Annotated in this window: 25 protein-coding genes; 7 read left to right on the plus strand and 18 right to left on the minus strand. The window is 30.5% G+C overall.

The annotated features are described in order from the left end of the window. Nucleotides 1–2: 2 nt before the first annotated feature. Together A7L45_RS16335 and A7L45_RS16340 are read right to left on the minus strand one after the other, a co-directional pair. Complete coding sequence (locus tag A7L45_RS16335) at nucleotides 3–1,127, minus strand: C40 family peptidase (RefSeq protein ID WP_071613775.1); 1,125 nt, start codon at nucleotides 1,125–1,127, stop codon at nucleotides 3–5. A 173-nt stretch (nucleotides 1,128–1,300) separates the two neighbouring features. Beyond that, complete coding sequence (locus A7L45_RS16340; protein WP_071613776.1) at nucleotides 1,301–2,137, minus strand: DUF7402 domain-containing protein; 837 nt, start codon at nucleotides 2,135–2,137, stop codon at nucleotides 1,301–1,303. A gap of 299 nt (nucleotides 2,138–2,436) precedes the next feature. On the opposite strand from A7L45_RS16340, the gene A7L45_RS16345 reads away from it, so the two are divergent. The 3 genes from A7L45_RS16345 to crcB (A7L45_RS16355) are packed head-to-tail and all read left to right on the plus strand — an operon-like array spanning nucleotide 2,437 to nucleotide 4,061. Next, nucleotides 2,437–3,240 (plus strand): tetratricopeptide repeat protein, encoded by an 804-nt coding sequence (locus tag A7L45_RS16345; protein WP_071613777.1) that lies wholly within the window; start codon nucleotides 2,437–2,439, stop codon nucleotides 3,238–3,240. Nucleotides 3,241–3,266: 26 nt separating this feature from the next. Then, nucleotides 3,267–3,683, plus strand: a complete 417-nt coding sequence (gene crcB / locus A7L45_RS16350) for a fluoride efflux transporter CrcB (protein WP_071613778.1) — start codon at nucleotides 3,267–3,269, stop codon at nucleotides 3,681–3,683. A 24-nt stretch (nucleotides 3,684–3,707) separates the two neighbouring features. Then, entirely contained in the window at nucleotides 3,708–4,061 is a 354-nt protein-coding gene (gene crcB, locus A7L45_RS16355) for a fluoride efflux transporter CrcB (protein WP_071613779.1), read from the plus strand. Between the two features lie 19 nt (nucleotides 4,062–4,080). On the opposite strand, the gene A7L45_RS16360 is transcribed toward crcB (A7L45_RS16355), so the two are convergent. Together A7L45_RS16360 and A7L45_RS16365 are read right to left on the minus strand one after the other, a co-directional pair. Then, nucleotides 4,081–4,461, minus strand: a complete 381-nt coding sequence (locus A7L45_RS16360; protein ID WP_071613780.1) for a DUF1523 domain-containing protein — start codon at nucleotides 4,459–4,461, stop codon at nucleotides 4,081–4,083. Between the two features lie 33 nt (nucleotides 4,462–4,494). Next, nucleotides 4,495–5,637 carry an aldo/keto reductase gene (locus A7L45_RS16365; protein WP_071613781.1) on the minus strand — a complete coding sequence of 381 codons (1,143 nt, stop codon included), beginning with the start codon at nucleotides 5,635–5,637 and terminating at the stop codon, nucleotides 4,495–4,497. A gap of 169 nt (nucleotides 5,638–5,806) precedes the next feature. Between A7L45_RS16365 and A7L45_RS24120 the strand changes: the two genes are divergently transcribed. Next, nucleotides 5,807–5,929, plus strand: coding sequence for a hypothetical protein (locus tag A7L45_RS24120; RefSeq protein ID WP_257786553.1), 123 nt, complete (start codon nucleotides 5,807–5,809; stop codon nucleotides 5,927–5,929). Nucleotides 5,930–5,988: 59 nt separating this feature from the next. On the opposite strand, the gene A7L45_RS16370 is transcribed toward A7L45_RS24120, so the two are convergent. Further along, nucleotides 5,989–6,336 (minus strand): hypothetical protein, encoded by a 348-nt coding sequence (locus A7L45_RS16370; protein WP_071613782.1) that lies wholly within the window; start codon nucleotides 6,334–6,336, stop codon nucleotides 5,989–5,991. 207 nt (nucleotides 6,337–6,543) lie between these two features. Continuing rightward, entirely contained in the window at nucleotides 6,544–7,815 is a 1,272-nt protein-coding gene (locus tag A7L45_RS16375) for a transglutaminase domain-containing protein (protein WP_071613783.1), read from the minus strand. A 198-nt stretch (nucleotides 7,816–8,013) separates the two neighbouring features. Between A7L45_RS16375 and A7L45_RS16380 the strand changes: the two genes are divergently transcribed. Continuing rightward, nucleotides 8,014–8,484: a GreA/GreB family elongation factor gene (locus tag A7L45_RS16380; protein WP_071613784.1), complete on the plus strand. Its 471-nt coding sequence runs from the start codon at nucleotides 8,014–8,016 to the stop codon at nucleotides 8,482–8,484. Nucleotides 8,485–8,601: 117 nt separating this feature from the next. On the opposite strand, the gene A7L45_RS16385 is transcribed toward A7L45_RS16380, so the two are convergent. The 12 genes from A7L45_RS16385 to A7L45_RS16440 all read right to left on the minus strand — a co-directional run bounded on the left by A7L45_RS16385 (nucleotide 8,602) and on the right by A7L45_RS16440 (nucleotide 21,690). Beyond that, nucleotides 8,602–9,111, minus strand: a complete 510-nt coding sequence (locus A7L45_RS16385; protein ID WP_071613785.1) for a DUF3267 domain-containing protein — start codon at nucleotides 9,109–9,111, stop codon at nucleotides 8,602–8,604. Nucleotides 9,112–9,548: 437 nt separating this feature from the next. Continuing rightward, complete coding sequence (locus A7L45_RS16390) at nucleotides 9,549–10,079, minus strand: prepilin-type N-terminal cleavage/methylation domain-containing protein (RefSeq protein WP_071613786.1); 531 nt, start codon at nucleotides 10,077–10,079, stop codon at nucleotides 9,549–9,551. 122 nt (nucleotides 10,080–10,201) lie between these two features. Beyond that, complete coding sequence (locus A7L45_RS16395) at nucleotides 10,202–10,579, minus strand: prepilin-type N-terminal cleavage/methylation domain-containing protein (protein ID WP_071613787.1); 378 nt, start codon at nucleotides 10,577–10,579, stop codon at nucleotides 10,202–10,204. Next, nucleotides 10,570–11,922, minus strand: coding sequence for a polymer-forming cytoskeletal protein (locus tag A7L45_RS16400; RefSeq protein WP_071613788.1), 1,353 nt, complete (start codon nucleotides 11,920–11,922; stop codon nucleotides 10,570–10,572). The genes A7L45_RS16395 and A7L45_RS16400 overlap by 10 nt, the downstream gene beginning before the upstream one ends. Before the next feature lie 324 nt (nucleotides 11,923–12,246). Continuing rightward, the gene (locus A7L45_RS16405) at nucleotides 12,247–13,524 is read right to left on the minus strand and encodes a hypothetical protein (protein WP_071613789.1); all 1,278 of its coding nucleotides are present in this window, start codon (nucleotides 13,522–13,524) and stop codon (nucleotides 12,247–12,249) included. After that, complete coding sequence (locus A7L45_RS16410) at nucleotides 13,511–14,083, minus strand: PilN domain-containing protein (protein WP_071613790.1); 573 nt, start codon at nucleotides 14,081–14,083, stop codon at nucleotides 13,511–13,513. Before A7L45_RS16410 ends, A7L45_RS16405 begins: the two co-directional genes overlap by 14 nt. Nucleotides 14,084–14,092: 9 nt before the next feature. After that, complete coding sequence (pilM, locus tag A7L45_RS16415) at nucleotides 14,093–15,178, minus strand: pilus assembly protein PilM (RefSeq protein ID WP_071613791.1); 1,086 nt, start codon at nucleotides 15,176–15,178, stop codon at nucleotides 14,093–14,095. 211 nt (nucleotides 15,179–15,389) lie between these two features. Next, nucleotides 15,390–15,809: a type II secretion system protein gene (locus A7L45_RS24180; RefSeq protein ID WP_071613792.1), complete on the minus strand. Its 420-nt coding sequence runs from the start codon at nucleotides 15,807–15,809 to the stop codon at nucleotides 15,390–15,392. A 137-nt stretch (nucleotides 15,810–15,946) separates the two neighbouring features. Further along, on the minus strand, nucleotides 15,947–17,155 hold the full coding sequence (locus A7L45_RS16425) for a type II secretion system F family protein (RefSeq protein WP_151553351.1): 1,209 nt from the start codon (nucleotides 17,153–17,155) through the stop codon (nucleotides 15,947–15,949). Between the two features lie 11 nt (nucleotides 17,156–17,166). After that, entirely contained in the window at nucleotides 17,167–18,855 is a 1,689-nt protein-coding gene (locus tag A7L45_RS16430) for a GspE/PulE family protein (RefSeq protein ID WP_396022451.1), read from the minus strand. A gap of 603 nt (nucleotides 18,856–19,458) precedes the next feature. Next, nucleotides 19,459–20,430 (minus strand): 2-keto-3-deoxygluconate permease, encoded by a 972-nt coding sequence (locus A7L45_RS16435; RefSeq protein WP_071613793.1) that lies wholly within the window; start codon nucleotides 20,428–20,430, stop codon nucleotides 19,459–19,461. 87 nt (nucleotides 20,431–20,517) lie between these two features. Beyond that, nucleotides 20,518–21,690: an NAD(P)-dependent malic enzyme gene (locus A7L45_RS16440; protein WP_071613794.1), complete on the minus strand. Its 1,173-nt coding sequence runs from the start codon at nucleotides 21,688–21,690 to the stop codon at nucleotides 20,518–20,520. Between the two features lie 236 nt (nucleotides 21,691–21,926). Between A7L45_RS16440 and A7L45_RS16445 the strand changes: the two genes are divergently transcribed. Next, nucleotides 21,927–23,507, plus strand: a complete 1,581-nt coding sequence (locus A7L45_RS16445) for an ATP-binding protein (protein ID WP_071613795.1) — start codon at nucleotides 21,927–21,929, stop codon at nucleotides 23,505–23,507. After that, nucleotides 23,504–24,199, plus strand: coding sequence for a response regulator (locus A7L45_RS16450; RefSeq protein ID WP_071613796.1), 696 nt, complete (start codon nucleotides 23,504–23,506; stop codon nucleotides 24,197–24,199). The genes A7L45_RS16445 and A7L45_RS16450 overlap by 4 nt, the downstream gene beginning before the upstream one ends. The last annotated feature ends 82 nt before the right edge of the window (nucleotides 24,200–24,281 follow it).

The raw sequence follows: 24,281 nt of genomic DNA on the forward strand, positions 1-24,281 counted from the left end.
TTTTATCTAACTCTACGTCCATATGTAAAGTCACCATTTAGTGATTGAATTCTAAGTACAGCACCTGTATGAGGTGCATTTATCATATTACCATTTCCAACATATATTCCTACATGATGAGCTGGTGACCCAAAAAACACCAAATCCCCTGGTTGAAGATTTTCTCTAGATACAAGTGTACCTACATTTTGTTGATCTTCTGAAACTCTTGGTATGTCTACTCCGAAATGTGCGAACACATATTGTGTAAATCCTGAGCAATCAAAGCCTGAAGGGCTTGTCCCACCCCAAACATAATTAACGCCTAAAAATTGTGAAGCATATGATATAAGCGCACTAGATGAAGCTCCTGATCCACCTCTAGAAGGACTTATACTAGGAGTCTGTACTGGTGATTGGTTTAGTGCATATTGATTTGCTGCTGCAGCTTGGTTTGCTGCTGCTTGTTTTGCTTCCGCCGCAGTTTTTGCTAAGGCAACTTGTTTTGCTGCAGCCGCTTGGTCTGCTACTAGTTGCGCCGTGTATTTAGCTTCTTGAGTATTTAATTGCGCTACCAATACCTTTTGTGCTTCTTGTTGTTTAGTTACACCGCTTAATGTATTTTTATTGTCAACTCTTAAAGCTAACAATTTTGTATTTTCTTTATCTAACGCTACCTTCTTTAAATTAATTGCTTCCTTTTTTGTTTGCAAATCTTTAATAATCTTTTTGTCAAAGTTTATTATAGTTTTTACATCTTCTAATCTGGACATAAAATTATCTATACCCTTTGAGTCTAGTAAAATATCTACATAACTTGATGTACCATTCATATACATTACTTTCATTCTTTTATCATAGAGTGCTTGTTCTGCTTTAATATCATCTTGTGCTTTTGCAATATTTATTTTAGATTCTTTAATACTATTTTGTGTATTATTTATATTTTTTTCATTACTTTTAATTTTAGATAAGATTTTTTCAATTTGACTATCCATCATCTCTACTTTAGTTTCAAGGCTACTCCTTTGAGTTTGAACCTGCTTTATTTTTGCCTTATCAGAAGCAGTATCTGCGTATACGCTAGTATATCCAATGCTCATTGTTAAAGCAAGTGCCATCATTGCTGTAATAATTTTTTTGTTCAATTCTCCATCTCCCACAAATAGTTTTATGTTTAAACATATTATTAACAAATATTTATAATATTTAAACACAGGTACTATAATACACAAAAACCGCAAGTTTGTAAAGTAATAATCTTACATATTCCCCTTTGAATTTGTATTTTTCCCATTATTCCTTGTTTTTCATTTTTTAATCAGTTAAATATATCACTATTTTTCTTATCTCCGCTAATATCGATACCATAAACTTCAATTTCTGTTAGCGCCGCAATTTGTGATGGTTCATCAGCCATCTTAAAATCCATTAATTTAACCCAACTAATTCTTTTTTTCTCAAACTCAATAGATTGAGCATCACTGGTTTTTATAGGTCGTACATTCTTTTGGGTTCCATCAGAAAATACTATTGTTATATCATTCCAATAAGTATCATGCGGAAAATCTGCTCTTAGGTATAAAACAATTTTATCCACTTCTACATCTCTACCAAAATTTAGAAGTAGCTCTGCATCTTCTCTTTGCCCTGTCCCCCAAGATTCATATGGCCATACTCCATGCCCCTGATTATTCGTTTTCCCATCAATTGTATTTCGAGCAGCAAAAATCGCCTCATTCCCAGTCTCAATATTTTCCGTAACATGAGGATAGTATGTTGTATTGCAACCCTTATCCATTACATTTTTCGCAAGATTTCTATAACAATAAATTTCTTCATTTGTTGCAATACGCATATCAATAGTATGATTGCTACCCTTAAATGCACATAATGAATATGGTATGGAATCATCCCCAAATGGTATAGAAAATTCTAGCATATTTCCCGGAACATATATTAACGCTTCTGATAATTCATTATCTATATTAATAACTAAATATTTATTGCCAGATAAATTAGTAAAACAAACTTTATCCCCTTTTTTATATTTTTTGGTGTGTATAAGTGAAATTTCTTCCACACCAGACATTTCACTTATAGTTATATTAGATTCATCTTTTATCTCTATTCTTAGTGTAGTTTTTTCATCTCTCATTGATTTACCTTCCTCTCTATATTATAATTTACTTATCTATATATTCAAAGAAATCAAAATCTGATGGTGTATGTTTTAAATTTAACTATACTCTCCATTATTAGACTTATATTATATATTATACCTTTTTAGGATTTTGTAAAGGATATCATTTAATAAAAGTTCCTGTTGTAAAATAAATTTTATAACTGCTTTGATTTGATTAAGTACCTTTAAGATATTTTGTAATCCTAATCAGTTTATTGCAATATATTAGGTTTTTGAGTTATAATAAATATACAATAAGAAGGTGTTATAAAATGAGTTTAAAAAAATGTATGAATATTATAGCTTTTCTTTTAGCATTATTTATCTTCATAGTGATAAATAAATTATTAGCTTTTCTTTTTATTATTTTATATTTAGTCCGCATGAATCTTGCAACAATTATTTATTATATAGGAAGTAATAAATATAAAAGGAATAAAATTGATGAAGCTTATAAATACTTCGAAAAAGCCTATAATGTAAATTTCTCACCTATGAAAATAAAATTATACTACATATACTATTTGCTTTTAAAAGGTGACTTAAAAAAGTCAGAAAATTTATTGAACCAACTTTCAAATAAAAAGGTAACTCCTGATGATGAAATTAATATAAAGCTCAATATATCAATTGTCTTGTGGAAAAGAAATAATATAGATGAAGCAGTTAATATCCTTATGAAATTATATAGTAAATATAAATCTTCTATCATATATCAAAATCTAGGTTACTTTTTGCTTTTACAAAATAATTACACTAAAGCTCTAGAGATAAATCTTGAAGCTTATAAATTCAATTCATCAAACGCAGGCATAATAGATAATTTAGCAACTACCTATTATATGTTAGGTGAATATGATAAATCATTAAAACTATATGAAGAATTAATGCTAGAGAAACCCTCTTTTCCATCAGCCTATTATTACTATGCATCTACTCTGCTAAATTTAAATAAACCTCAGGAAGCACTCGAAAATTTAAAAGAGGCCTTGAAGTGCAATTTTACATTTTTGAGCGCTATATCGAAAGAGGAGATAGACACTAAAATAACTGAAATTGAAACTTCAATTAAATAGATTTTGTTAAAGGAGTAATCAAAAATATGAAAAAGTACACTTTTATAGCCATCGGTGGTATGCTGGGGGCTATATTAAGATATGTTATAAAAAGCATACACATTTATCATTATAAAGAGGTTATACCAATAAATACTTTGCTAATCAATATTTCTGGTACTTTTCTATTATCCCTTATACTAACTATTGCCTTTGAAATCTATGAAATGGATTCTGATATAAGACTAGGAATTGCTACTGGCTTCTTGGGTGCCTTCACAACTTTTTCTACACTTTGCAAAGAAACCGTAAATCTTATAAACCAAGGATACTATTATTCTTCTATATCTTATATTGGTTTTTCAGCAATGTTCGGACTTGCCGCCGCTTACTTTGGGGTTATAGTCGCAAGAGAGGTAGTTCCGATTTTTATAACTAGAAACATCCCTAGTGATGTAGACTAGGATGAGCTGTAGGAGGTATAATTAATGACATACGTGTTAGTAGCAGTGGGTGGCGCCGCGGGAAGTTTGGTTAGGTATAGCCTTGGTAAATTTATAAGCGAAAAATCAAAACACTCTTTTCCAATAGGAACTTTTATAATTAATATTACAGGGGCCCTTTTGCTTGGTATTGTAAGTACAATTGGAGTAAGCAGTAATATAGCACTGCTCCTAGGTGATGGCTTCTTGGGTGCATACACAACTTTTTCAACTTTTATGTATGAAGGCTTTAACCTATTTAAGGAAAAAGAAAAATTAAATGCTTTTATATATATTCTCTGTACATTAATTTTAGGTGTTGTAGGCTATGTTATAGGAAGCAAAATAGGCAGATTATAAAAGAGGGTAAGATAGAATGCTATTTTACCCCTTTAGCTGTTACTATATTTTGATAAGATGAAAATATTGGTATACTCAATCCATATGTTTTAATTTCATATTTTTTATTAATTATAAGTCCCCAATACATATCTTCTGATAGTATTTTAAATTCTAATATACTATTATCATCTTTAAATACTCTTATATCCCCATTTTGCATTTCCGTATAAATTAAATACGTATCCTTATTATCATGTTTTATTATTCGTTTGCTCTCAATTGTTACTACATAAGTATTTCTAAAGAAATGTGGAAAAAATATAATTACACTAACTATTACAAAAAAAATAATAATTACTTTTCCGAACTTAAATTGAGAAAAATTCTTATTTCTAAATAGATAAGATTTTTTTTTCATAAAGTCTCCTTTATTTTATTAATCTCTTATATTCTATTCAAATAACGCTTTAACATTCTTTAATTCTGCACGAATTAAAATGCCTTGAGGGCAATGAGTTTCACATTTACCACACTCTATGCAATTTGATGCTCTTTCCTTATTGGGAACTGCTAAAGAATAATTCTCCTCTTTGTCAAACATAAAATGATTATTATAGAAAGTGAAATTTTTAGGAATATTTACACCCGCTGGACAGGGCATACAATACTCACAGGCTGTACAACTAACTTTTACTTTTTCCTCAATAACAGTTTTAACCTTGGTAACTATCTTTAATTCTTCGTCTGTTAATGAATTAACCTTAGCCATATTTGCTGTTTTTATATTTTCTACAATTTGCTTCATTTCATTCATTCCACTTAATATAACTGATACTTCTGGATGGTTCCATACCCAACTTAAAGCCCAATCCACTGGCGTTCTTTTTACATCTGCTTTATCAAAAACATTAATAGCCTCTTTGGGAAGATTAGCTGCGAGTTTTCCTCCCCTAAGCGGTTCCATAATTGTAATTCCAAGCCCCTTTTGAGATGCATACTTTAAGCCTTCTGTTCCAGCCTGAAAATCCTCATCTAAGTAGTTATATTGGATTTGGCAAAATGACCAATCATAATAATCTACTATTTCTTTAAAAAGAGGAAGTTTATCATGGAATGAAAATCCTGCATATTTTATTCTTCCATCTTTTATAGCTGCATCTAAAAATTCAGAAATTCCAAGTGTTTTTAGCGTTGCCCAAGTATCAACATTAAGAGCATGTACTAAATAAAAATCAATACTATCTGTCTCAAGTCTCTGTAATTGTTCATTTAAATATTTATCCATATCTTCTCTTGTTTTTATAAGCCAACTAGGAAGTTTTGTAGCAAGTTTTACTTTCTCCCTGTATCCATCTTTCAACACTTTTGCTACAAATGGTTCACTTGCTCCACCACTACCCATACCTGTCCCATGGTAAGGATAAGCGGTATCTATGTAGTTAACACCTTCATCAATTGCGAAGCGAACAAGTTTCATTGATTTTTCCTCATCTATTTGAGATTGATTTCCTCCTGGAAGAATTGGAAGCCTCATACACCCAAACCCCAAAGCTGAAACCATTTCATTTGTCTTTCCAAACTTTCTATATAACATTATAATTCCTCCCTTAATAAAACTTAATCGATATTTATAATATTTTGAAGCTTGTTTTATATGCAATATTATAACATAATGATTGATCTAATATGTCCATTTTAGAGTCTCAAATATAAATAAAATTTTCTTAATCTTAATATTCTCTTAATATCCTTTTAACATAGTTATGGTATTATTTATATATGAGGAAGGGAGTGAAAACTATATGAATAACAAAAATGAATTCGTTATCAGTAAAGATGTTATTGATGAATGTCTTGCTGAATCAGTAGAAAAAACAACTAAGTAAAAAACAAGTCTGACATTAATAATGTAAGACTTGTTTTTTATTTTCACCCCCATTAATTACTACATGTATTTATCATAAATGCTGCAGAACCCTTTAAGAAATCCAATATAAAACTCTTGTGGAATATCAACTTCTGGAAATAATTTTGAAAGCCTATCAAATTTATTAACAGCTAAAACATTAATATTTTTAATGATGTTTGGTAATAGTCCCTTCTCTAAAAGATTAAGATATGAAATCAGACCTACTTCAAAACCATTTATTTCATAAGGATGGATCTCTCCTTGCTTCTCGTCCTCATAATAAGCTTTAACAAATTGATGAATAACTAACAAAGAATCCTCTTCAATATCTTCTATAACCTTATTGTTAGCTTCTTCTTTTTTCCATTCAATTATTTTACCCATTATTGATACCTCCTTGTTTCAAGTTTTCAAATTCTATTTTTTGTTTTATTTACTATACTATCATTAGTATTCAATTCAATGATTAATTGCTCTAAATATTTTTAGACATAAAAATGCTCCCTTTCTCACAACAAATTTTTTTATAATTTGTTATCAAAATGGGAACATATAGTTGTTTAAAATATAGATCTATTTTTTATAGATTTCTTATTTACTTTTTATCGTAATTGCAACTGATTCTAGTTTATTTACAGAGGTTCTAGTCACATAAAGCTTGCTTGCAGTAGTCTTAAATGCAGCAAATAAATATGAATATCCTTTACTTACAGTTGCCTTAGATATTGCTTTCGCACCTTTTGTTAAGGCAGGATTTACAGCGTAAACATTTATTATGTCACCTGCTAATAATCCCTTCACACATACTTTACCCTTTGCAACTGACACATAAGAAGAATTTAATGTTACACTTTTCTGCATTGCCGCTAAAATTTTGGGTACAGTAGTATCTGTATATACATTATATTTTTTTGAAGCTACTGGAAATAAAGTCTTGTCCCAACTGTGATCTAACCTCATTTCTGCATCGCTACATAAAGAATATGTTTCTATGACTCTTCCATTTACATCAGGTAAAGGATCATTCCAAGTCGTATCCAGGTGATACCAACTGCTCCCTACCATTACCATATTCCAAGCATGACTTTCACTATCATTACCATTATATGCGGCTCCTGTTATTATTCTAGCCTGAAGACCTGCATCTGTTAGCATTCTATATGCTAGTAATGCATAGCCTTGACATACTGTTTTACCACTTCCAAGTAACCCCTCATAAGCAGAAAAGTTAGTATGTGTTGTGTCATAAGATAGTTTTTTACAAATATAAGAATTTATAGCCTTTACTCTTTGACCTTCCGTCATTTCAGGTGTTACTATTTGTCCGAGTATCTCTTTGACCTTTGCCTTTACCTGATTTTCTTGCTCCTTGGTTTCTAGATAATCAAATGTGTATACTACATTAAATTCATTATCACCAAACTCTGTAATGCTATAAGCATATGATTTTAATAAATTCTTTTCATAGTCATTTCCAGCTGTCTTAACTGCTGTCAAAACTGTGTCTTGCATAAAGTTAATACTATCCCCAACACTTTTAGACCCTGTATAATTAATATTTACCTCAGAAACTCTATTAGATATAGCATAATTTACTTTTGCTTTAAATTCATCAATAGTAGTCACATTATAAGTAACCACGGCTTCTGATTTATTTATTGTTTTCGTTGCATAAACATTACTAAAATTTTTAATATAATTACTTTGTTTTAGTCTATTACCTCCAATTAAAGAAACAGAACCAGTTTTGGTTTTACCGTTTATTTGATTTGCATACACTAATGAACCTATACTTGAAACCGATACACCTAAAACTATAATTAAAGACAATAATACTCGGCTTATTTTTTTACTTTTTTTCATATAATCTCCCCCCACTTTAGATAATAAAGCGATAATACATCGATAACAATCTTATATAATTTATTATGATTATATCATAATAAATTATAACTTACGTTACTAAATTATTACATTTCTAATAAAAATTAAACTGTGCTATAATTGTATTATTTAACATATAAAAACATTTAATAATACGAAATAAAAGAAGATGAAAAAATGAATAATAAACTTACTAAAAAAGATGTCGAAAAGCTTCAAAAAGAATTTGATTATCGCAAAGGACCACTAACAATGGAAATTGCCCATGAAAAAATGCTAGCTGCGGCTCATGGTGATAGAAGTGAAAATGCTGAATATAAAGCTGCAAAATCAAATATGTACGAGAACTTTCGAAGAATGGGTTATTTAATAAAAATGATTAGAAGTGCTGAAATTATGGATGACGTCATTGGTAAAACTGCTGGTGCAAACATAGGCAATAAATTGCTGATAAAATTTGAAGGCAGTGATGATATCGAAGAAATAGAACTTGTAACAACACTTCAAGTAGATATAATAAACGGTAAATTTAGTATTGAGTCTCCAATAGGAAAAGTGTTATTTGGAAAGTTAATAGGAGATATAGTTGAAGTGGAATCCCCTGATGGAAATTATAAAATAGAACTTATAAACATAATTAAGGAATAACTACAAAAATTGATATCACCCCAGGGGTACTTACGGGAACAGTTGGAGCGCAGCGGGGACTGTGCTCGTTTGCTACGCAGCTTTCGACAAGTGACAGTCACCAGAGCCATGGCTTTTCTAGACTACATCAAATCCATATATTCTATCAACTATCTTGCTATTAGAATCATATTTTATAAGTTTAAAAGACATATACAAGTCCCCTGAAGCACCTAATAAGTTAAGAAGAAATATTATGCCCCCTAGCCAACTAGGTAACAACAACGTAGCAATAGACATTATTGTTAATGGTGATAAAAGAATAATTAAAAATTTAGTACGATCTATAGGTATCCCAGATATTTCTTGCGTATATGCATAAATCCCCTTAAATCCATACTTAACTTTACCACCAAAAATCCTATATGCGAGTCCATGAATACTCTCATGAACAATTGATATAGGAATCATTAAAAGTAGTACATATAAACAAAAATTAATTACTAAGTATTTAGTTGGGTAAAATATATAAGGCTTTAGAAAAAAGTTATCAAGTATATTATCTGTGCTACTCCCCAGGAGTTTCACAGTTGCAAAAGCTATTATTATACACATTATGTGTGTTTTCCACGTAATTTTAAAAGACATGCCATCACCTCTGTTAGAAGTATTGACATGTCTTTGGGTTATTAAACTGATTTCTTGCTATTAGTAAATTTTCACCCAGGGGTACTTACGGGAATAGTTGGAGCGCAGCGGAGACTGTGCTCGTTTACTACTCAGCTTTCGACAAGTGACAGTCACCATTGTGTGGAGCTTGCTTCCCACTTGCTATTAGGTGATTAATTCGACTTCTTTCTAATAAATAAATGTAGTAGAACAAATCCGCTTATTGGTTGCTACTGTCAATGTTATATTCCCTTTAGAACTGAGTTTACCACTTATTGAACTTCCACTCGACATCTAAAAGTTTTCATTCAAATGGACGGTTACTAACTTTCACCATACATGATTCTTCCTTACATTACAAGTGCACACTCCGTTGCATATGCAGTGTAATTACAGAATTTTGTTATTTGTTTAACTCAATTATTAACTCGACTAAATTTTATAGCTTTATCTGTAATTTCACCCTGTATTATTGTAACAGGAGAAGTCAAAGAAAAGTTTATCATTTTAATATTTGTTGTTGATTGATATGCTTGTGAAGACAGTGAAATACTTAAAACATCATCACCGGCTTTACTAAAAATATTGTTTTCTGTTAGACCTTCGGATAAAATAAGTTCAGTATATGTTCCAGAATTATATTTGTAATGATGTATCTTGCCATTTTCAATAAATATATAATCATTAGCTTTATTATTGAGCAAATCTTGCTTGGCTTGTTCTATTGTTATAATAGAAAGCGAAGATGCATTTCGAAGTTGCTTTGATAAATACTCCAAAGGTATACGTACTCCACTTTGTGTTTGAAATCTCTTTTCACTCATACTTAATCCTCTTTGTGCAAAAGACAAAACAGAAAATATAGCCGTAATCAATATACTCGAAATAGCAATTACTACAATTATCTCTATTAATGTAAATCCTTTTTTATTATAATAACAACTCATAATAATATTCTCCTTTTAGAGTAAAGAATGTACTATAGGATACTCATGATTATTTCAAACAAATCAAATAAAGTAGCTCACCTAAATACAAATTATAGGTAGCCATGAAATAGCCTCAATATTTAATCAGGCTTAAATGATTTAACTATAGTCTTATTCCCATTGTTACCAAATGGTATTTCAGTTAGTATTGCTTTTCCGTTAACATCAAATTCAGCACCGCTAAACTTAATTGTTATTCTCTTAGGTGTATCAGTTGAGTTAATATCTGTACCCCCATGTAATTTCTTCTCTATCCCTTCTTGACTACTATATAATGCATTGCTCTTTTTCCCAGAATTAGTTATTCCCTTAAAAGAATTAGAGAATACTGGCATAAAACTAATGATTATAATCCCCAATAAAGCTATTCCTACAACGACCTCAATTAATGTAAATCCTTGCTTATTATCTATTTTTTTTTCCATAACTTCATATCCTTCTTTACTCTTTATTTCCATTTATCATATTTATAACTACCACTACTACCAAATATGATGTCTAGGCTGCTATCCTCTACAAGCGATGCATACTCTAGTAAACTACCACCAGTCATTTTTAAACTCTGAGCAATAATTGAGCCTTTAATTTTACCACTTCCATCAAGATTAACCGCAGCATTAGGAGCATAAATAACTCTAACATTTGCACTTACATCCCCATCGACCTTTACACTAGTTCCTCCAGCAATTATATTCCCATTTATTTTATCAGACCCACCTATATGAATATTTGATTGCCGTCCATATATTGATGCATTCACAATCATATTACCATTTGTATCAAATATATTGGTTTTAAAATATATTAAAAGATCATTAGAATTACCATCTACATTTATCATACCACTAGACACCTGAAAATCGCTTTGATCTGTGCCATCAATATAGACATATACCTTTCCTATTCCAGTCTTATTTATTTTAATTACTCCCCCAACTCTTAGGTATTTAGTTCTAATAATCATGTCAGAGTCCTTAACATTAATATTTAATATTTCACCAGGCGGAACCTCTATTCCTCCTTTATAATATCCACTATTAATTATTGTGTATGGACTATTACTCCAATCTAATTTGAGAGTATTATTAATTCCTGGTAAACTGCCAGATTCAAGAGGGTATGTTGGAAATACAGGCATTTCAAACGTAGGCATACTTGTATCTGATAATTTCAAACTCCCTTGAATTTTATATCCATAATTAGTACCCCACCTATTTATATCAGCTTTTTTCATAGATGAGTTAAGAACAAGTAAATCGCCTGTAATATATTGTTCTCCACTATTGTCAAATAAAATTTGAGATGCATCTGTGAAGTTTGTCATAACAGAGCCTTTTATCTTTGTGCTTCCAGTAAATTCTATGCTACTATTTACATAAAGAGCGTTCTCTAATTTAGATATAGATGATCCACTTGATTTTTTTAGCGAAAGTGTTACTCCCTCACTGTGCATGCCAACCGTACCTGTAGATATAATATTAAGTTCAGAAGAAGAAATTTCTTTAACTTGAACTTGAAAATAGCCTTTATCAGAATTATCAATTCTAGTAATATCGCTTGTCTTACCTTTAATGTTAATTATATCACTTGGCATATCTATAATATGCTTAGCTACTGCTTCAGCTCCTGCTCTAGCAAGATAATAAGCTTGCATTTTATTCTCCTGATATGCTGATTCTTTGTTCTCAGCAAGACTTATACTTAACACCGTTATACCTAATATACTTAATACAACTAAAACAACCAATACTAATGGTAATATCATTCCTTTATTATTCTTTGTTTTTTTAAATATATTCAAAATCTCACTCCTTTACTTCCACTAAATAGGCATAAACTAAATTTAGTAGAAACTTTGCCGTCAGTAACAGTCAATAACAGATGCTATTTAATTAAAGTTGCTTCACCTAATATTATGACATTTTCATTACCAAATAAAGCACCATGTTCTCTCTCTGCTGCTAGTTTAGCTTTTTCTATTATCTAATCATTTCATTTAAAATGAAGCCGTTCCTGTTTTTTTCTTAAGTAAATATATTTTTATTAATATTGACGACCATCTAGTCGAATTTCTTTTATAATGCATTAAATAATAAATTCCCCTAAAACTTCTAAGTCTTTCTAATCACTTATTAACATATTGAATGTAATTTCTTACAACCGAAATATCACCTATTTGTTTTAGTATTTTCACCCTCGGCTTATTTTTATCATCATCTAAAATATCAACATCAACTTTTTTATCAGTATCATTTGTAATATTAATATTTACTCCTGATAAATCTGAGCCTAAGCCTCTTTTTTGTGAAAAAATGTCTAGAGCTATATTTTTCCCAGTAGGAACAAATTCAATAGGCTTACTAAAATCTTTAGGATATGTTCCCTTACTTGTTTTATATTTATAAAAATATTTAGTACCAATTTGAGTGAAATAAAACTCTACTAACTCTACCCCCGCATTGTCAACATAAATATATGATAACTTTGACTCATCTTTTCCCTTTTCTATTGTTACTGTATGCAAATCAGCTGTTTTAGGTTTTGCATATAAAACAAAGTCACTCTTGCTATTATCATTTGCTACAGTGTTTTCATCTTTTGCCACAGTTTTATCCCCATTTTTTGCAGTTATCTCATTATTAGTTGGTGATGTAGTTGGACTTTGAAAAAAAGGATTTTCACTACCATTAGGTTTTTTATAATTCCACTTAAAGTCATCATTATTATTGAGCTTAGGGACACCATAAAACTCTAATGTAATATTTCCTGATACTTCACTGCCCTCAGCTCCAGTTAGTGTTATGCTTTTTATAATTATCTTTTTATCGTAATCTTCTACTTGTGCTATAAAATTTATAAGTTCATCATACACACCATTAAATTTAAGTGTGACTTCCATTTTATATGCGCCAATAATCTTTGAGTCATTAGTCTTCTTACTATTAGTTTCATTTTTAGAGGTGCCATTAAAGTCGTTTACTAATTTGTCTAATTTATTTGTAGTATTTTTGGTTTTATCTTCATTATTTACAGTTTTTGTCGTATCTACAAAATTGTTTCCACTACTTACTTCTGAAAACGCTAATACATATGCTTGAAGATTACTATCTTTAATCATTTTATCTAATATCACTATAATTTTTTCCTGCTCTAGTGATGGAAATAGCATACCTGTTGCATTAAATATTTTAGAATTTAAATTTTTATACTGTTCTTTTATTTCATTTTCTGACGTTATCTTTGCCTTAGCTTGATCCCATTTTTGTGAATACGCATCTCTACTAGCTTTTAATTCAGCTATATTTTGACTTTGTTTCAAAAAAACAAAATTATAAAACCCATAACATAACAACACTATTAATAAGACCCCTATTAATACTTGTTCTCTTTTAGTTACCTTCATAATTATCAACGTCCTTTAAATTACACTTCACACTAAACGTAAACTTTTTATTACCTGTCAATGAAGAATTTATGATATCAATGTGAATGTCCTTTACAAAATCTAAATTTCTTAAAGTGCGCTCAAACACCGCTATTGTTTCTCTGTCTTTTGCTTCAGCTTGAATTTGAACTCCATTCGCATCTAAAGTCATAACTTTAAAAGTCACACCTTCCGGAACGCAGGAATTTATTTTATCCATTACTTTACTACCTACAAAATCTTTATTATTTATACCCTCACTGATATTGGATACTACGCCATAGTACTTGTTCATTATAGCTAATTTTTTTTCTTCATTTTTTATTTCATTTAACTTAGCAATATTTTCTTTTGAATTTAAATTTTGCTGAATATTCGTAATTTCAGAATTTAACTTACTTATGTTAAAATAATTAAATGCATATGTAAAAATAATTAATAAGACTAAACTTGCAGATACTATAACAGCATAAAAATATTCTTTTTTAAAATCTTTTTTAACTCCTGTATAAGCATCAAAAAAGTTAAAATCATTCATAAGTCTCACCTACCCCAGTCTTATTATCGCTCCTATAGCATTCAAATATTTGCTTAATTCCTCATCTATTCTAGCTGAATCTACATTAGCTGCATTTATTTTAGAGCAATTTACATTACTTAAGCTATGAATTCGGGTAACAGGTAAGTTTACAATGTCGTTCATAAACATTTCTATACCTTTAAGATTTGCACTTCCTCCATAAATATATATTTTGTCTATTTTATTTCCTTGTTTTTTATTTTTATAATAATTTAGCAATTTCTCTATTTCACGAATCCAATTTCTTACTTGTGCTTTCGCAATATCGTTTACCATTGAACTTTGCATATCACTTAGAGATTCCCTTTCTAAATTACAATCTTTAAATTTTTGATCCTCTGCTTCCTCTTCTGAAATAGACAATTGCTTAGCAATATCAACATCTATATGTGATCCACCATAATTAATAATTCTAGTAAACAACACATTACCATCCGAAATAATATTTACATTTGTAAAATCATGTCCCAAATCTATAACTGCAACAGTATCTTCTAAACTGTAATTTTCATCGTTAACTTGTATATTATCAATAAATAACTTATTAATACTATTTGAACTTATATCTAATGCTATTGCATTACCCTTCAATTCCTTTATCAACTTATAATATCCATCCACCATTAATTTAGGATAAACTACTACTGCAAATTTTGCCTGTTTTATATTTTCATCTTCAAACTCTTCTAATATTTTATATTGCATTATGTAATCATCAAACTTAATTGGTAAATATCTTTCCATCTGAAACTTTATTATAGAATCCATATCCTCTTTTTTTGCTACAGGAATATCGATGTCTCTAGTTATAACTGTTGTACTTTTGGTAGTGATAATAATATTTTTACATCTTATATTTTCAGCTTGCAAAACGTCTAAAATTTCATCTTTTAATTTGGTTACATCTAAAATATTTCCATCATTACAACATCCTTCCGGTGTAATCATCGTAATGGCTCTTTCTATAGTAACATTTTTTCTATGTTGTATTCCTAAAACTATTTTTGTATTTTTTGAACCTATATCTAAAGATAAGACTTTTGAGTTGAACATGAGTAGTCACCTCTTTTAGTATTTTGATTAAACTATTTAATATTAACTTACAGTTAGTGTTACTTTACTCTAAGTTGAAACACTAACTGGAAGTTTTTATTTACTACCTTGAATTATTAGCCAAAATAAATTTTTCTACCTCAGGCTTCATTAATTGTTCATGACCCCCAGGTGGATTTGTTCGACCTATAGGGTTGAACTTATTCAAATGTTAATTAGTGTGTGTAACTTCACCTTTAGCGCTGATTGTAATAACACTACCCATATTTTGCTGATAAATTTTTGCCCCAACTAAATCTGTATATAGTGATGTGCAAACACCGGCTACAGGTGTAGTAATACCAGCTGCAGTGTATACTAATACACCATTTGTTTGAGTTACAGTTATCGTACCACCAGCTCCCGGAACAATTGTGCCATTTGCGACTAACATCTCGGTAGAATGGGCAATAACAGCTGATAACTCTTTGTCTGCAGCAACTTTCGCTTGGTCTGTAAATCCAGTCAATCTTGGAATTGCAATCGCAGCCAATATACCCAAAATCGCAATAACCACAATAAGTTCAATCAAGGTAAACCCTTTCCTCTTCTTTTTCTTAATTACATCCATTCTCCTTAAGCTCATTTCCATTAATAATTCCCCCTAATAAATAAATTTTAAATATATAATAATGATAAAACTACAAAACTTATATTACTAAAAATTGTAATTTTAATATACCCATTTTGTAGTTTTATCATATTAATCATCTCCTGGGTCGCTTCATATTATTGAACTGTCTTCGTCATATCAAATATCGGTAACATCATTGCAATTACTATAAATCCTATAATAACTCCCATCACTATTATCATAAGTGGCTCTATCATTGTGGTCATTTTTTTTAATGATGTCTCTAATTCCTCATCATAAAAATTTGCTGTCTTGTCCAATATATCATCTAGTGAACCGGATTCTTCTCCAATTTTTATCATAGAATGTAACATTTCTGGGAATATCACTTCTACTCCTAATGCCTCCGCTAAAGATACCCCTCTTACTACTTTTTCTTTGATTTTTTCTAAAGCATTTTCTGCTACTTTATTTCCAACTACCTTTTGAACTACTTCTAGTGCTTGTACCAAAGGTACACCACTAGCAATTACAGTAGATAAAGTTCTAGTAAATCTAGATACTATTGCCTTCTCTGTAATATCTTTAATTATTGGCAATTTCAATTTTAATCCATCTATTGATAATCTACCTTGTGGAGTTTTGACATAACTCTTCATACCATAAATTGCTCCACCAATAACCGCAATTAAAATGTACCATTTAGTTTGTACAAATTGACTTATTTCCATAATTATTCTGGTAGGTGCTGGTAATGCTACCCCCGAACTTGTAAACATTCCTGTAAATGTAGGCATTATAAATGTTAAAAGGAAAATTACTATTACAACTGATAAGGCACCGAGTACCATTGGATAAACCATAGCACTCTTAAGTTGGTTGTTTATCTTATTTTCTTTTTCAAAATGGGATGCCATTCTATTCATTATTGTATCAAGGTTACCACTGACTTCTCCTGTATTTATCATATTTATAAGTAAATCTGGAAACACATCTTTATGTTTTGAAAGTGAGTCTGAAAGAGCGACCCCCTTTTGCAAATCATCATGAACTTCGTATAAGCTTTTCTTCAGTTTTTTATTTTCAGTTTGCTTTTTTAAAACATCTAATGCATTAGCAATATTAGCACCTGCGTTTATCATTGTATAAAATTGTCTACAGAAAATGTATAGATCCTTTGTTTTAACCTTTTCAAAGGATTCAAATAAATCCTTTTGCTCACGTTCTAATACTTCTTTAATTTCTATCGGATAATAATTATTATCTTCTATCATGGCTAACACTTCATTTCTACTATTAGCTTTAAATACTGCTTCTATTTTTTGACCTTTATGGTCCATAACTTTATACTTATAAGTAGGCACTTACTCCACCCCTATTCTTTCAAGAACGCTATCTTAACCAGTTCCTCAACCGTTGTCATTCCTTTTAACACTAAATCAGTACATGATGTTTTTAGCGTTTTCATCCCTTTTTCTATACTTATATCTCTTATTTCATCTACACTAGCGTTACGCATTATGTATTCTCTGTGTGTGCGAGTTACTTCCATTATTTCATATACACCTATTCTTCCTGAATATCCAGTATTGTTACAATGCCCGCATCCCTTACCTTTGTGAATAAGTAAATCCTCCACTGAGTGAATATTTAGGATCTCTTTTTCAAAATCAGAGGCAATGAAAACCTCAGAGCACATTGGACATATTTTTTTTACAAGTCTTTGAGATATAATTCCTGCTATGGCACTAGCTACAAGGTAGGGTTGTATATCCATATCTATAAGTCTTACAATTGCTGAAGGTGCATCATTAGTGTGTATTGTACTTAACACTATATGCCCAGTTATAGATGCTCTTGTAGCAATTTCTGCCGTCTCATTATCCCTTATTTCACCTATCATAACAACATCAGGATCTTGCCTTAAAATTGACCTTAAACCAGATGCAAATGTTAGTCCTGCTTTGGGATTTACATTTACTTGATTTATTCCATCTACTACATACTCTACAGGATCCTCTACTGTTATAATATTCTTACTGTTATCATTTAATTCACTTAATAGAGTATATAGTGTAGTTGATTTTCCACTTCCTGTAGGGCCTGTGACTAGAATTATCCCATATGGATTTTTAAGTATTCTTGCTACTTTCTCTAAGTCATCTTCGTTCATACCAAGTTTTTCTTTACCAACCAAGAAATTTCCTCTATCTAGTACCCGGATAACAACCTTCTCACCATGAATTGTCGGCAATGTTGATACCCGCAAATCCACCTTCTTATTATCTACAATTGTTAAAATTCTACCATCTTGTGGAATTCTCTTTTCTGCAATATTTAATTCAGCTAGTATTTTTATACGAGTTATAAACGCACTAAATATATCTTTATTGTATTTAGATATTTCTTTTAACGTACCATCTATTCTGTATCTTATTTTTATATAACTTTCAAAAGGTTCTATATGGATATCACTAGCTTTCAGCTTTATTGCATCACTTATTATAAAATCAACAAGTCTAACCGCTGGGGCGCTTTTTATATCATCTAATTGTGCTTTATTATCTTCCGTATCGCCCTTTGTTCCTTGAGCTTTCGATAAATCGTCAGCAGCTTTTTTAGCGCTTTGACTAGCATAATATACATCAATTGCATTTTTAATATCTTTTGTTAATGCAATAAATATTTCAACATTAAAACCTGAAGATATCTTAACATCATCTATCGCAAATATATTTAAAGGATCAGACATGGCAACTTTTATTTTATTGTCTTCTATACCAAAAGCAACTAAATTATACTTTTTTGAAATAACTTCTGGAATTAATTGAACAACTTTTTGATCTATCTCTTGCATATCTAATCGTACTCTTTTTATGCTTAATTGTTGCTCTAGAACTTCTAAAATATCTTCTTCGGTTAAAGTCTCATCTTCAATAAGAAGTTCTCCTAACCTTTTTCCATTACCTTGCTGTTTTCTGAGTACTTTATTAAGTTGTTCTGAAGTTATCTTTCCAGATTCAATTAATAAATCTCCCAATCTTTTTTTTGCCATATTCTTCATTGGCTATACCCCTTTATTAACTATACTATATAATGTTTTAATCTATTCATATATGGATAAACGCATCTAAAACATCCCCTGATCTTTGTTTGTTTTAAGACCAATATTCCACATTTTCAAGTTTATTTCTAACTATTGCTTAATTATATATTACATACATTTTTCTACATTATACATTGTTTATTAATGCTATGCAATGTCCTTTTAAAAATTTTCCATTTTTTCAAAAGCCAGCAATAGTGTGGTTTACAGTACTTTATAAGGGGGTATAAATTTCTTATAACTATCTACATAATAATCTAATTTAATACAAATTATTTGTGATTAGCAATTTAAAACTTACGAAAAATTTAATTTAAGTTAAAATATTATTCAAACTAATTAATATCATTAAATGCAATATGAATTTATTTACTCAATAATACTAGATATTATTTTTTACTATTCATTCTAATAATCCCATCACAAAAAATCATAGCAGTTAATTTATATAAAACTATAAATTGACTGCTAAGCGAACCCTAATTCATTTTTTAATTATTTACCCAAACTACACTTTCAGGTTAAGTATTAGTATAATCTACTTTCACTTTTATTTTTTCATCATACCGCAGGTCCATTAGCTAATTTCTTCATTTTATTTTTAGTCATCAATTTAAATGCATAGGAAACAATAAATGGACAAAGTATAGCGGATATTACACATGAAGCTGCAACTTGTGCTGTTGCTATTGTAGCAATAGCGACTAATGATGGATCTGCTCCTGCGATAATAGCTGGCGTTGCTACAGCATTTCCTGCTGTTGACCCTGTTGCGAGCCCTATTATAGGTTCCTCTTTAAATAATTTTAAGAGTACATAAGCTCCTATTCCAGTAAATGAAGCTATTATTCCGAGTAATATACCAGGACCTCCAGCTTTTACTATAGTTTCAAGATTCATTCCTGCACCTAATGGGAAGGAGAAAAATGGAATTAATAATAATCCACTACTTCCAAGGAATTTTCTCATATCAAGATCAATATTTCCTAAAATCATTCCTATTAATATCGGAACTAATACTGCTACAAGTGCCATGAAAGGAACTTGAGCAAGTCCTGATGCGCCTAATGCAACTAATGTAAAAAACGGACCATCTTTTAAAGAAAGTAATGCGTAAGCGCCTACATCCGTTTCGTCCCCATACTGCGAAGCAAGCGATGCATATAATCCGCCATTACAATTTGTTAATCCTGAAAGGATTGCAAGTGGTGATAAACCGAGTACTCCAGCAGGCCCAAAAACTTTCCCTACAAATATACCAATACCAGCACCTACTATAAATTTTCCTGATATTAAAATTGCACCCTTTTTTAATGCCTTTGGTGCCAAATTAAAATTAATTTGTGAACCAATTAAAAACATAAAACAAGCTAAAATTGGTGTTGATGCAGCTTTACCGAATAATCCTGTTGTAAAACCGCCAATTTTTAAAAATTGCGGAAAAAATGTATTAACTAATACCCCTAAAAAAAGTGGGACAACCATCATACCACCTGGAATTTTATCAATTGTTCTCTTAATTGGAATTTGCATTTTTCAGCCTCCTATTTTTGTTATTTGGAGACCATACCTTAATTTTCAGATATGCCTCCATTAACCTTACCGTTAAATTAACTTATTTTATATTCTTGCTACTCCTGTATCTCTTGCAGCTTTCGCAATTGCTTCTGCTACTTTTGTTGCTACTCCTTTGTCTAATGCACTTGGTATTACATTATTTTCGTTTAAATCTTCATCTTTTATATAATTTGCAATAGCATACGCTGCTGCAAGCTTCATTTCTTCGTTTATTTCTTTTGCTCTCACATCTAAAGCACCTCTGAATAGCCCTGGAAAAACGAGTACATTATTTACTTGATTTGGGTAATCAGAACGTCCTGAACCTGCCACCCTTGCGCCTGCTTTTTTAGCTTCATCTGGCATTATCTCAGGTGTTGGGTTTGCCATTCCAAAAACTATAGAATCTTTATTCATAGACTTAACCATATCAGCTGTAACAATTCCTGGAGCTGAAACTCCTATAAATACATCTGCCCCTACTAAAGCATCACTTAAACTTCCTTTTATATTTTCCGGATTAGTTATTTCTGTAAGAGCCGTTTTTGCATCATCAATTTTCTCCATTCCTCTATAAAGTATTCCTACTTTGTCACAAGCAATTAGATTTTTAATTCCAGACCTTAGTAAAAGTTTTGATATTGCTGTTCCTGCAGACCCTGCACCGTTTACAACAACCTTTAAATCGCATAATTTCTTTCCTACTACTTTAGTCGCATTAATGAGTCCTGCAAGAACTACAATAGCTGTTCCATGTTGATCATCGTGAAATACTGGTATATCCAATATTTTTTTAAGTTTGTCTTCTACCTCAAAACATCTTGGAGCACTAATATCCTCTAAGTTTATCCCACCAAATCCTGGGGAAATAAGTTGAATAGTACGGACAATTTCATCTACGTCCTTTGTATCTAAGCAAATTGGAAAAGCATCAACATTTGCAAATTCTTTAAATAGTATTGCCTTACCTTCCATAACTGGAAGTCCTGCTTTTGGTCCTATGTCCCCAAGCCCTAAAATGGCAGTACCATCTGTAATAACTGCAACCATATTTCCTTTAGCTGTATATTTGTATACGTTTTCTTCATTCTCATGAATCCTTCTACAAGGTTCAGCAACTCCAGGTGTATATGCAAGTCCTAAATCTTCTTTTGTTTCTATTTTTACCTTTGATTTTATTTCAAGTTTACCTGTGTATTTTTCATGCATTTTTAGACTTTCTTCAAAATAATTCATTTAATATCTCTCCTCTTCGTTATATTATTTATACGTTTTCATGATTAATATTTACGTTTTATTTGTTGATATCATCATAACAACAAATTCAATATAATTAAATATTTAGAAAGTTTAAAATTCTTTGTGGTCATTAAAAAATCTTTGTATTATTTTTAACAATATATTATTCAAAACTAGATATGTTATAATTTTTGTAAACGTATCCTATAAAAAAGATATAAGAGGAGCTAAATATGAAATTAAAAACAAAAATCACTACTACAGTAATCGGAATTTTACTCCTGACTATTGGAAGTATATCTATCCTTTCCTTTAATCAGATGAAAATAGTGCTTAAAGACCAATTTGGACGTAACCTTTTAAATATTGCAAATTCCGTCTCAATGAGTTATCTTGTTAAAAATTATTTAACAGAAAAAAATCAAATTGATGATGAAAGCTTAAATAATCAGATAGAGGCCATAAGAATTAAAACTAAGGTAGAATTTATTGTAGTAATGGATATGAAAGGAATAAGATATTCACACCCTACTAAGTCTAAAATAGGTAAGAATTTTGAAGGTGGAGATGAAAAACGTGTTCTCACAACTGGAGAAGAATATGTATCTGAGGCAAATGGAAGCCTTGGACCCTCTCTTAGAGTATTTACACCTATAATAAAAGACGGGAAACAAATTGGAGCAGTGGCTATAGGTAGCCCAATTGCTGAGGTTTATAATGAGATTTATTTAAAGATAGATAGCTTTATACCTTTTATAATACTCGGATTAATTTTAGGGGTTATTGCTGCAACTCTCTTATCTTCCAATATTAAAAAAGCAATTTTCGGTTTAGAACCAGAAGAAATAGCATTGATACTTAAAGAAAAGGAAGCTGTTATTGAAAGTGTTACGGAAGGAATTATAGCTGTGGATAAAAAAGGTAGAGTCACCTTATTTAATAGAGCTGCGGGAGAAATCCTTGGACTAACATCTGAAGACATAGGCTGCCCCATAACAAATCTTTCTTATGAACATAAAGTTTCTGAAGTACTGAAACTTGGAAAGTATTTTGAAAATATAGAAATGAAAATTAGACCAGGTTTAACGATTTTTTGCAAATATAATCCACTTAAAAATGATAAAGGTGAAGTAATTGGACTTGTAATGAATTTTAGAGATTTAACAGAAGTTAAAAAAATGGCAGAAGAGCTCACCGGAATAAAAAAAATGACTTGCTCCCTTAGAGCACAAAATCATGAATTTATGAATAAACTCCATGCTATATCTGGCATGATACAATTAGGTGAATACACAGATGCTGTGAAATTCATATCAACGGTTTCTAAAACTCGAAAAGATATTAGCAGTATTCTGCAAGGTCAAATCAAAAACGTATATATTGCGGCATTGTTACTCTCAAAATATAATAAAGCAGAGGAAGCTAGGATAATATTTGAAATTGATTCAAGTTGTAAGTTAGATGAACTACCTCAGTATATGAGAGAAGACGAATTAGGATCTGTTATTGGAAATTTGATAGAAAATTCTCTTGACGCAGTAAGTACAAATGGAAATGGTTTTGTTCACTTTAAAATTTTCAAATTAAAAAACGAGTTGAAAATTCAAGTTAATGACAATGGACCAGGTATAGCTACTGAAATGAAAGATAAGATATACGAAATTGGAACTACTACTAAAACAGGTCAGCGTGGAGTAGGTATGTATATTGTTAAAAAAATCATTGATGAGGCTAGAGGCACAATTGAATTTAGCGTAAATAACGGAACATGGTGGGATATAAGTATTCCACTGGAAAGGAGCATAAGGCAATGATTAAAGTTATGATTATTGAAGATGACCCAATGGTACGAGATATTAATACTAAATTTTTAAACCGTGTCGAGGGCTTTCAATTAATTAAAGCCACTAGTAATCTTACGGATGCACAGGGTTTTATAAAAAAACATAAACTAGATTTAGTTTTACTTGATATTTATCTTCCTAATGAAAATGGAATAGATTTTCTAAAGTGGCTTCGAACTGAAGAAATTGAAGTTGAGGTTATTTTAATTACTGCTGATAAAACAACAGATCGAATTCAGGAATCTTTTCGATATGGAGCTCGAGATTATTTAATTAAACCCTTCACTTTAGAGAGATTTAAAGAATCACTCCTTAAATTTAAAGATAGATATTATCATCTTCAAAAGGAAAATATAATTGAGCAAAGTGAATTGGATAAATATATTATAAGCAATCGAGATTTAGCTGTTGCAGAAAATAATAATTCTGATTTAACTAAGGGGCTAAATAGATATACTTATGATACAATCTGGCAACAAGTGCAGCAAATAGGAGATAATTACACCTCGCCAGAAGAGCTAGGTGAAATACTCGGAATTGCAAGGGTCACATGCAGAAAGTATTTAGAATATATGAATAAAGAAGGAAAAATTGATATGTTAATTGAATATGGTAAAATTGGAAGGCCACAGCACAAATATAAGGTAAATCATAGTATTTAAAAAATAGTGACACTTCTTAAGATTAAGAAATGTCACTATTTTTTAAATATGTTCGCCCCTGGGTCACTTATACGAAGCTTTC

This window comes from Clostridium estertheticum subsp. estertheticum (assembly GCF_001877035.1).
Classification (GTDB): Bacteria; Bacillota; Clostridia; order Clostridiales; family Clostridiaceae; genus Clostridium_AD; species Clostridium_AD estertheticum.

Bases quoted from the DNA above. Each gene is read 5' to 3' on its own strand.
- A7L45_RS16405 (WP_071613789.1), bottom strand. From the start codon at position 13,524: ATGAAGGTAACTAAAAGAGAACAAGTATTAATAGGGGTCTTATTAATA.
- A7L45_RS16390 (WP_071613786.1), bottom strand. From the start codon at position 10,079: ATGAGTTGTTATTATAATAAAAAAGGATTTACATTAATAGAGATAATT.
- A7L45_RS16430 (WP_396022451.1), bottom strand. From the start codon at position 18,855: ATGAAGAATATGGCAAAAAAAAGATTGGGAGATTTATTAATTGAATCT.
- crcB (WP_071613779.1), top strand. From the start codon at position 3,708: ATGACATACGTGTTAGTAGCAGTGGGTGGCGCCGCGGGAAGTTTGGTT.
- A7L45_RS16375 (WP_071613783.1), bottom strand. From the start codon at position 7,815: ATGAAAAAAAGTAAAAAAATAAGCCGAGTATTATTGTCTTTAATTATA.
- A7L45_RS16365 (WP_071613781.1), bottom strand. From the start codon at position 5,637: ATGTTATATAGAAAGTTTGGAAAGACAAATGAAATGGTTTCAGCTTTG.
- A7L45_RS16340 (WP_071613776.1), bottom strand. From the start codon at position 2,137: ATGAGAGATGAAAAAACTACACTAAGAATAGAGATAAAAGATGAATCT.
- pilM (WP_071613791.1), bottom strand. From the start codon at position 15,178: ATGTTCAACTCAAAAGTCTTATCTTTAGATATAGGTTCAAAAAATACA.
- A7L45_RS16345 (WP_071613777.1), top strand. From the start codon at position 2,437: ATGAGTTTAAAAAAATGTATGAATATTATAGCTTTTCTTTTAGCATTA.
- A7L45_RS16440 (WP_071613794.1), bottom strand. From the start codon at position 21,690: ATGAATTATTTTGAAGAAAGTCTAAAAATGCATGAAAAATACACAGGT.
- A7L45_RS16380 (WP_071613784.1), top strand. From the start codon at position 8,014: ATGAATAATAAACTTACTAAAAAAGATGTCGAAAAGCTTCAAAAAGAA.
- A7L45_RS16395 (WP_071613787.1), bottom strand. From the start codon at position 10,579: ATGGAAATAAAGAGTAAAGAAGGATATGAAGTTATGGAAAAAAAAATA.
- A7L45_RS16445 (WP_071613795.1), top strand. From the start codon at position 21,927: ATGAAATTAAAAACAAAAATCACTACTACAGTAATCGGAATTTTACTC.
- A7L45_RS16435 (WP_071613793.1), bottom strand. From the start codon at position 20,430: ATGCAAATTCCAATTAAGAGAACAATTGATAAAATTCCAGGTGGTATG.
- A7L45_RS16360 (WP_071613780.1), bottom strand. From the start codon at position 4,461: ATGAAAAAAAAATCTTATCTATTTAGAAATAAGAATTTTTCTCAATTT.
- crcB (WP_071613778.1), top strand. From the start codon at position 3,267: ATGAAAAAGTACACTTTTATAGCCATCGGTGGTATGCTGGGGGCTATA.
- A7L45_RS24120 (WP_257786553.1), top strand. From the start codon at position 5,807: ATGGTATTATTTATATATGAGGAAGGGAGTGAAAACTATATGAATAAC.
- A7L45_RS24180 (WP_071613792.1), bottom strand. From the start codon at position 15,809: ATGGAAATGAGCTTAAGGAGAATGGATGTAATTAAGAAAAAGAAGAGG.
- A7L45_RS16370 (WP_071613782.1), bottom strand. From the start codon at position 6,336: ATGGGTAAAATAATTGAATGGAAAAAAGAAGAAGCTAACAATAAGGTT.
- A7L45_RS16450 (WP_071613796.1), top strand. From the start codon at position 23,504: ATGATTAAAGTTATGATTATTGAAGATGACCCAATGGTACGAGATATT.
- A7L45_RS16410 (WP_071613790.1), bottom strand. From the start codon at position 14,083: ATGAATGATTTTAACTTTTTTGATGCTTATACAGGAGTTAAAAAAGAT.
- A7L45_RS16385 (WP_071613785.1), bottom strand. From the start codon at position 9,111: ATGTCTTTTAAAATTACGTGGAAAACACACATAATGTGTATAATAATA.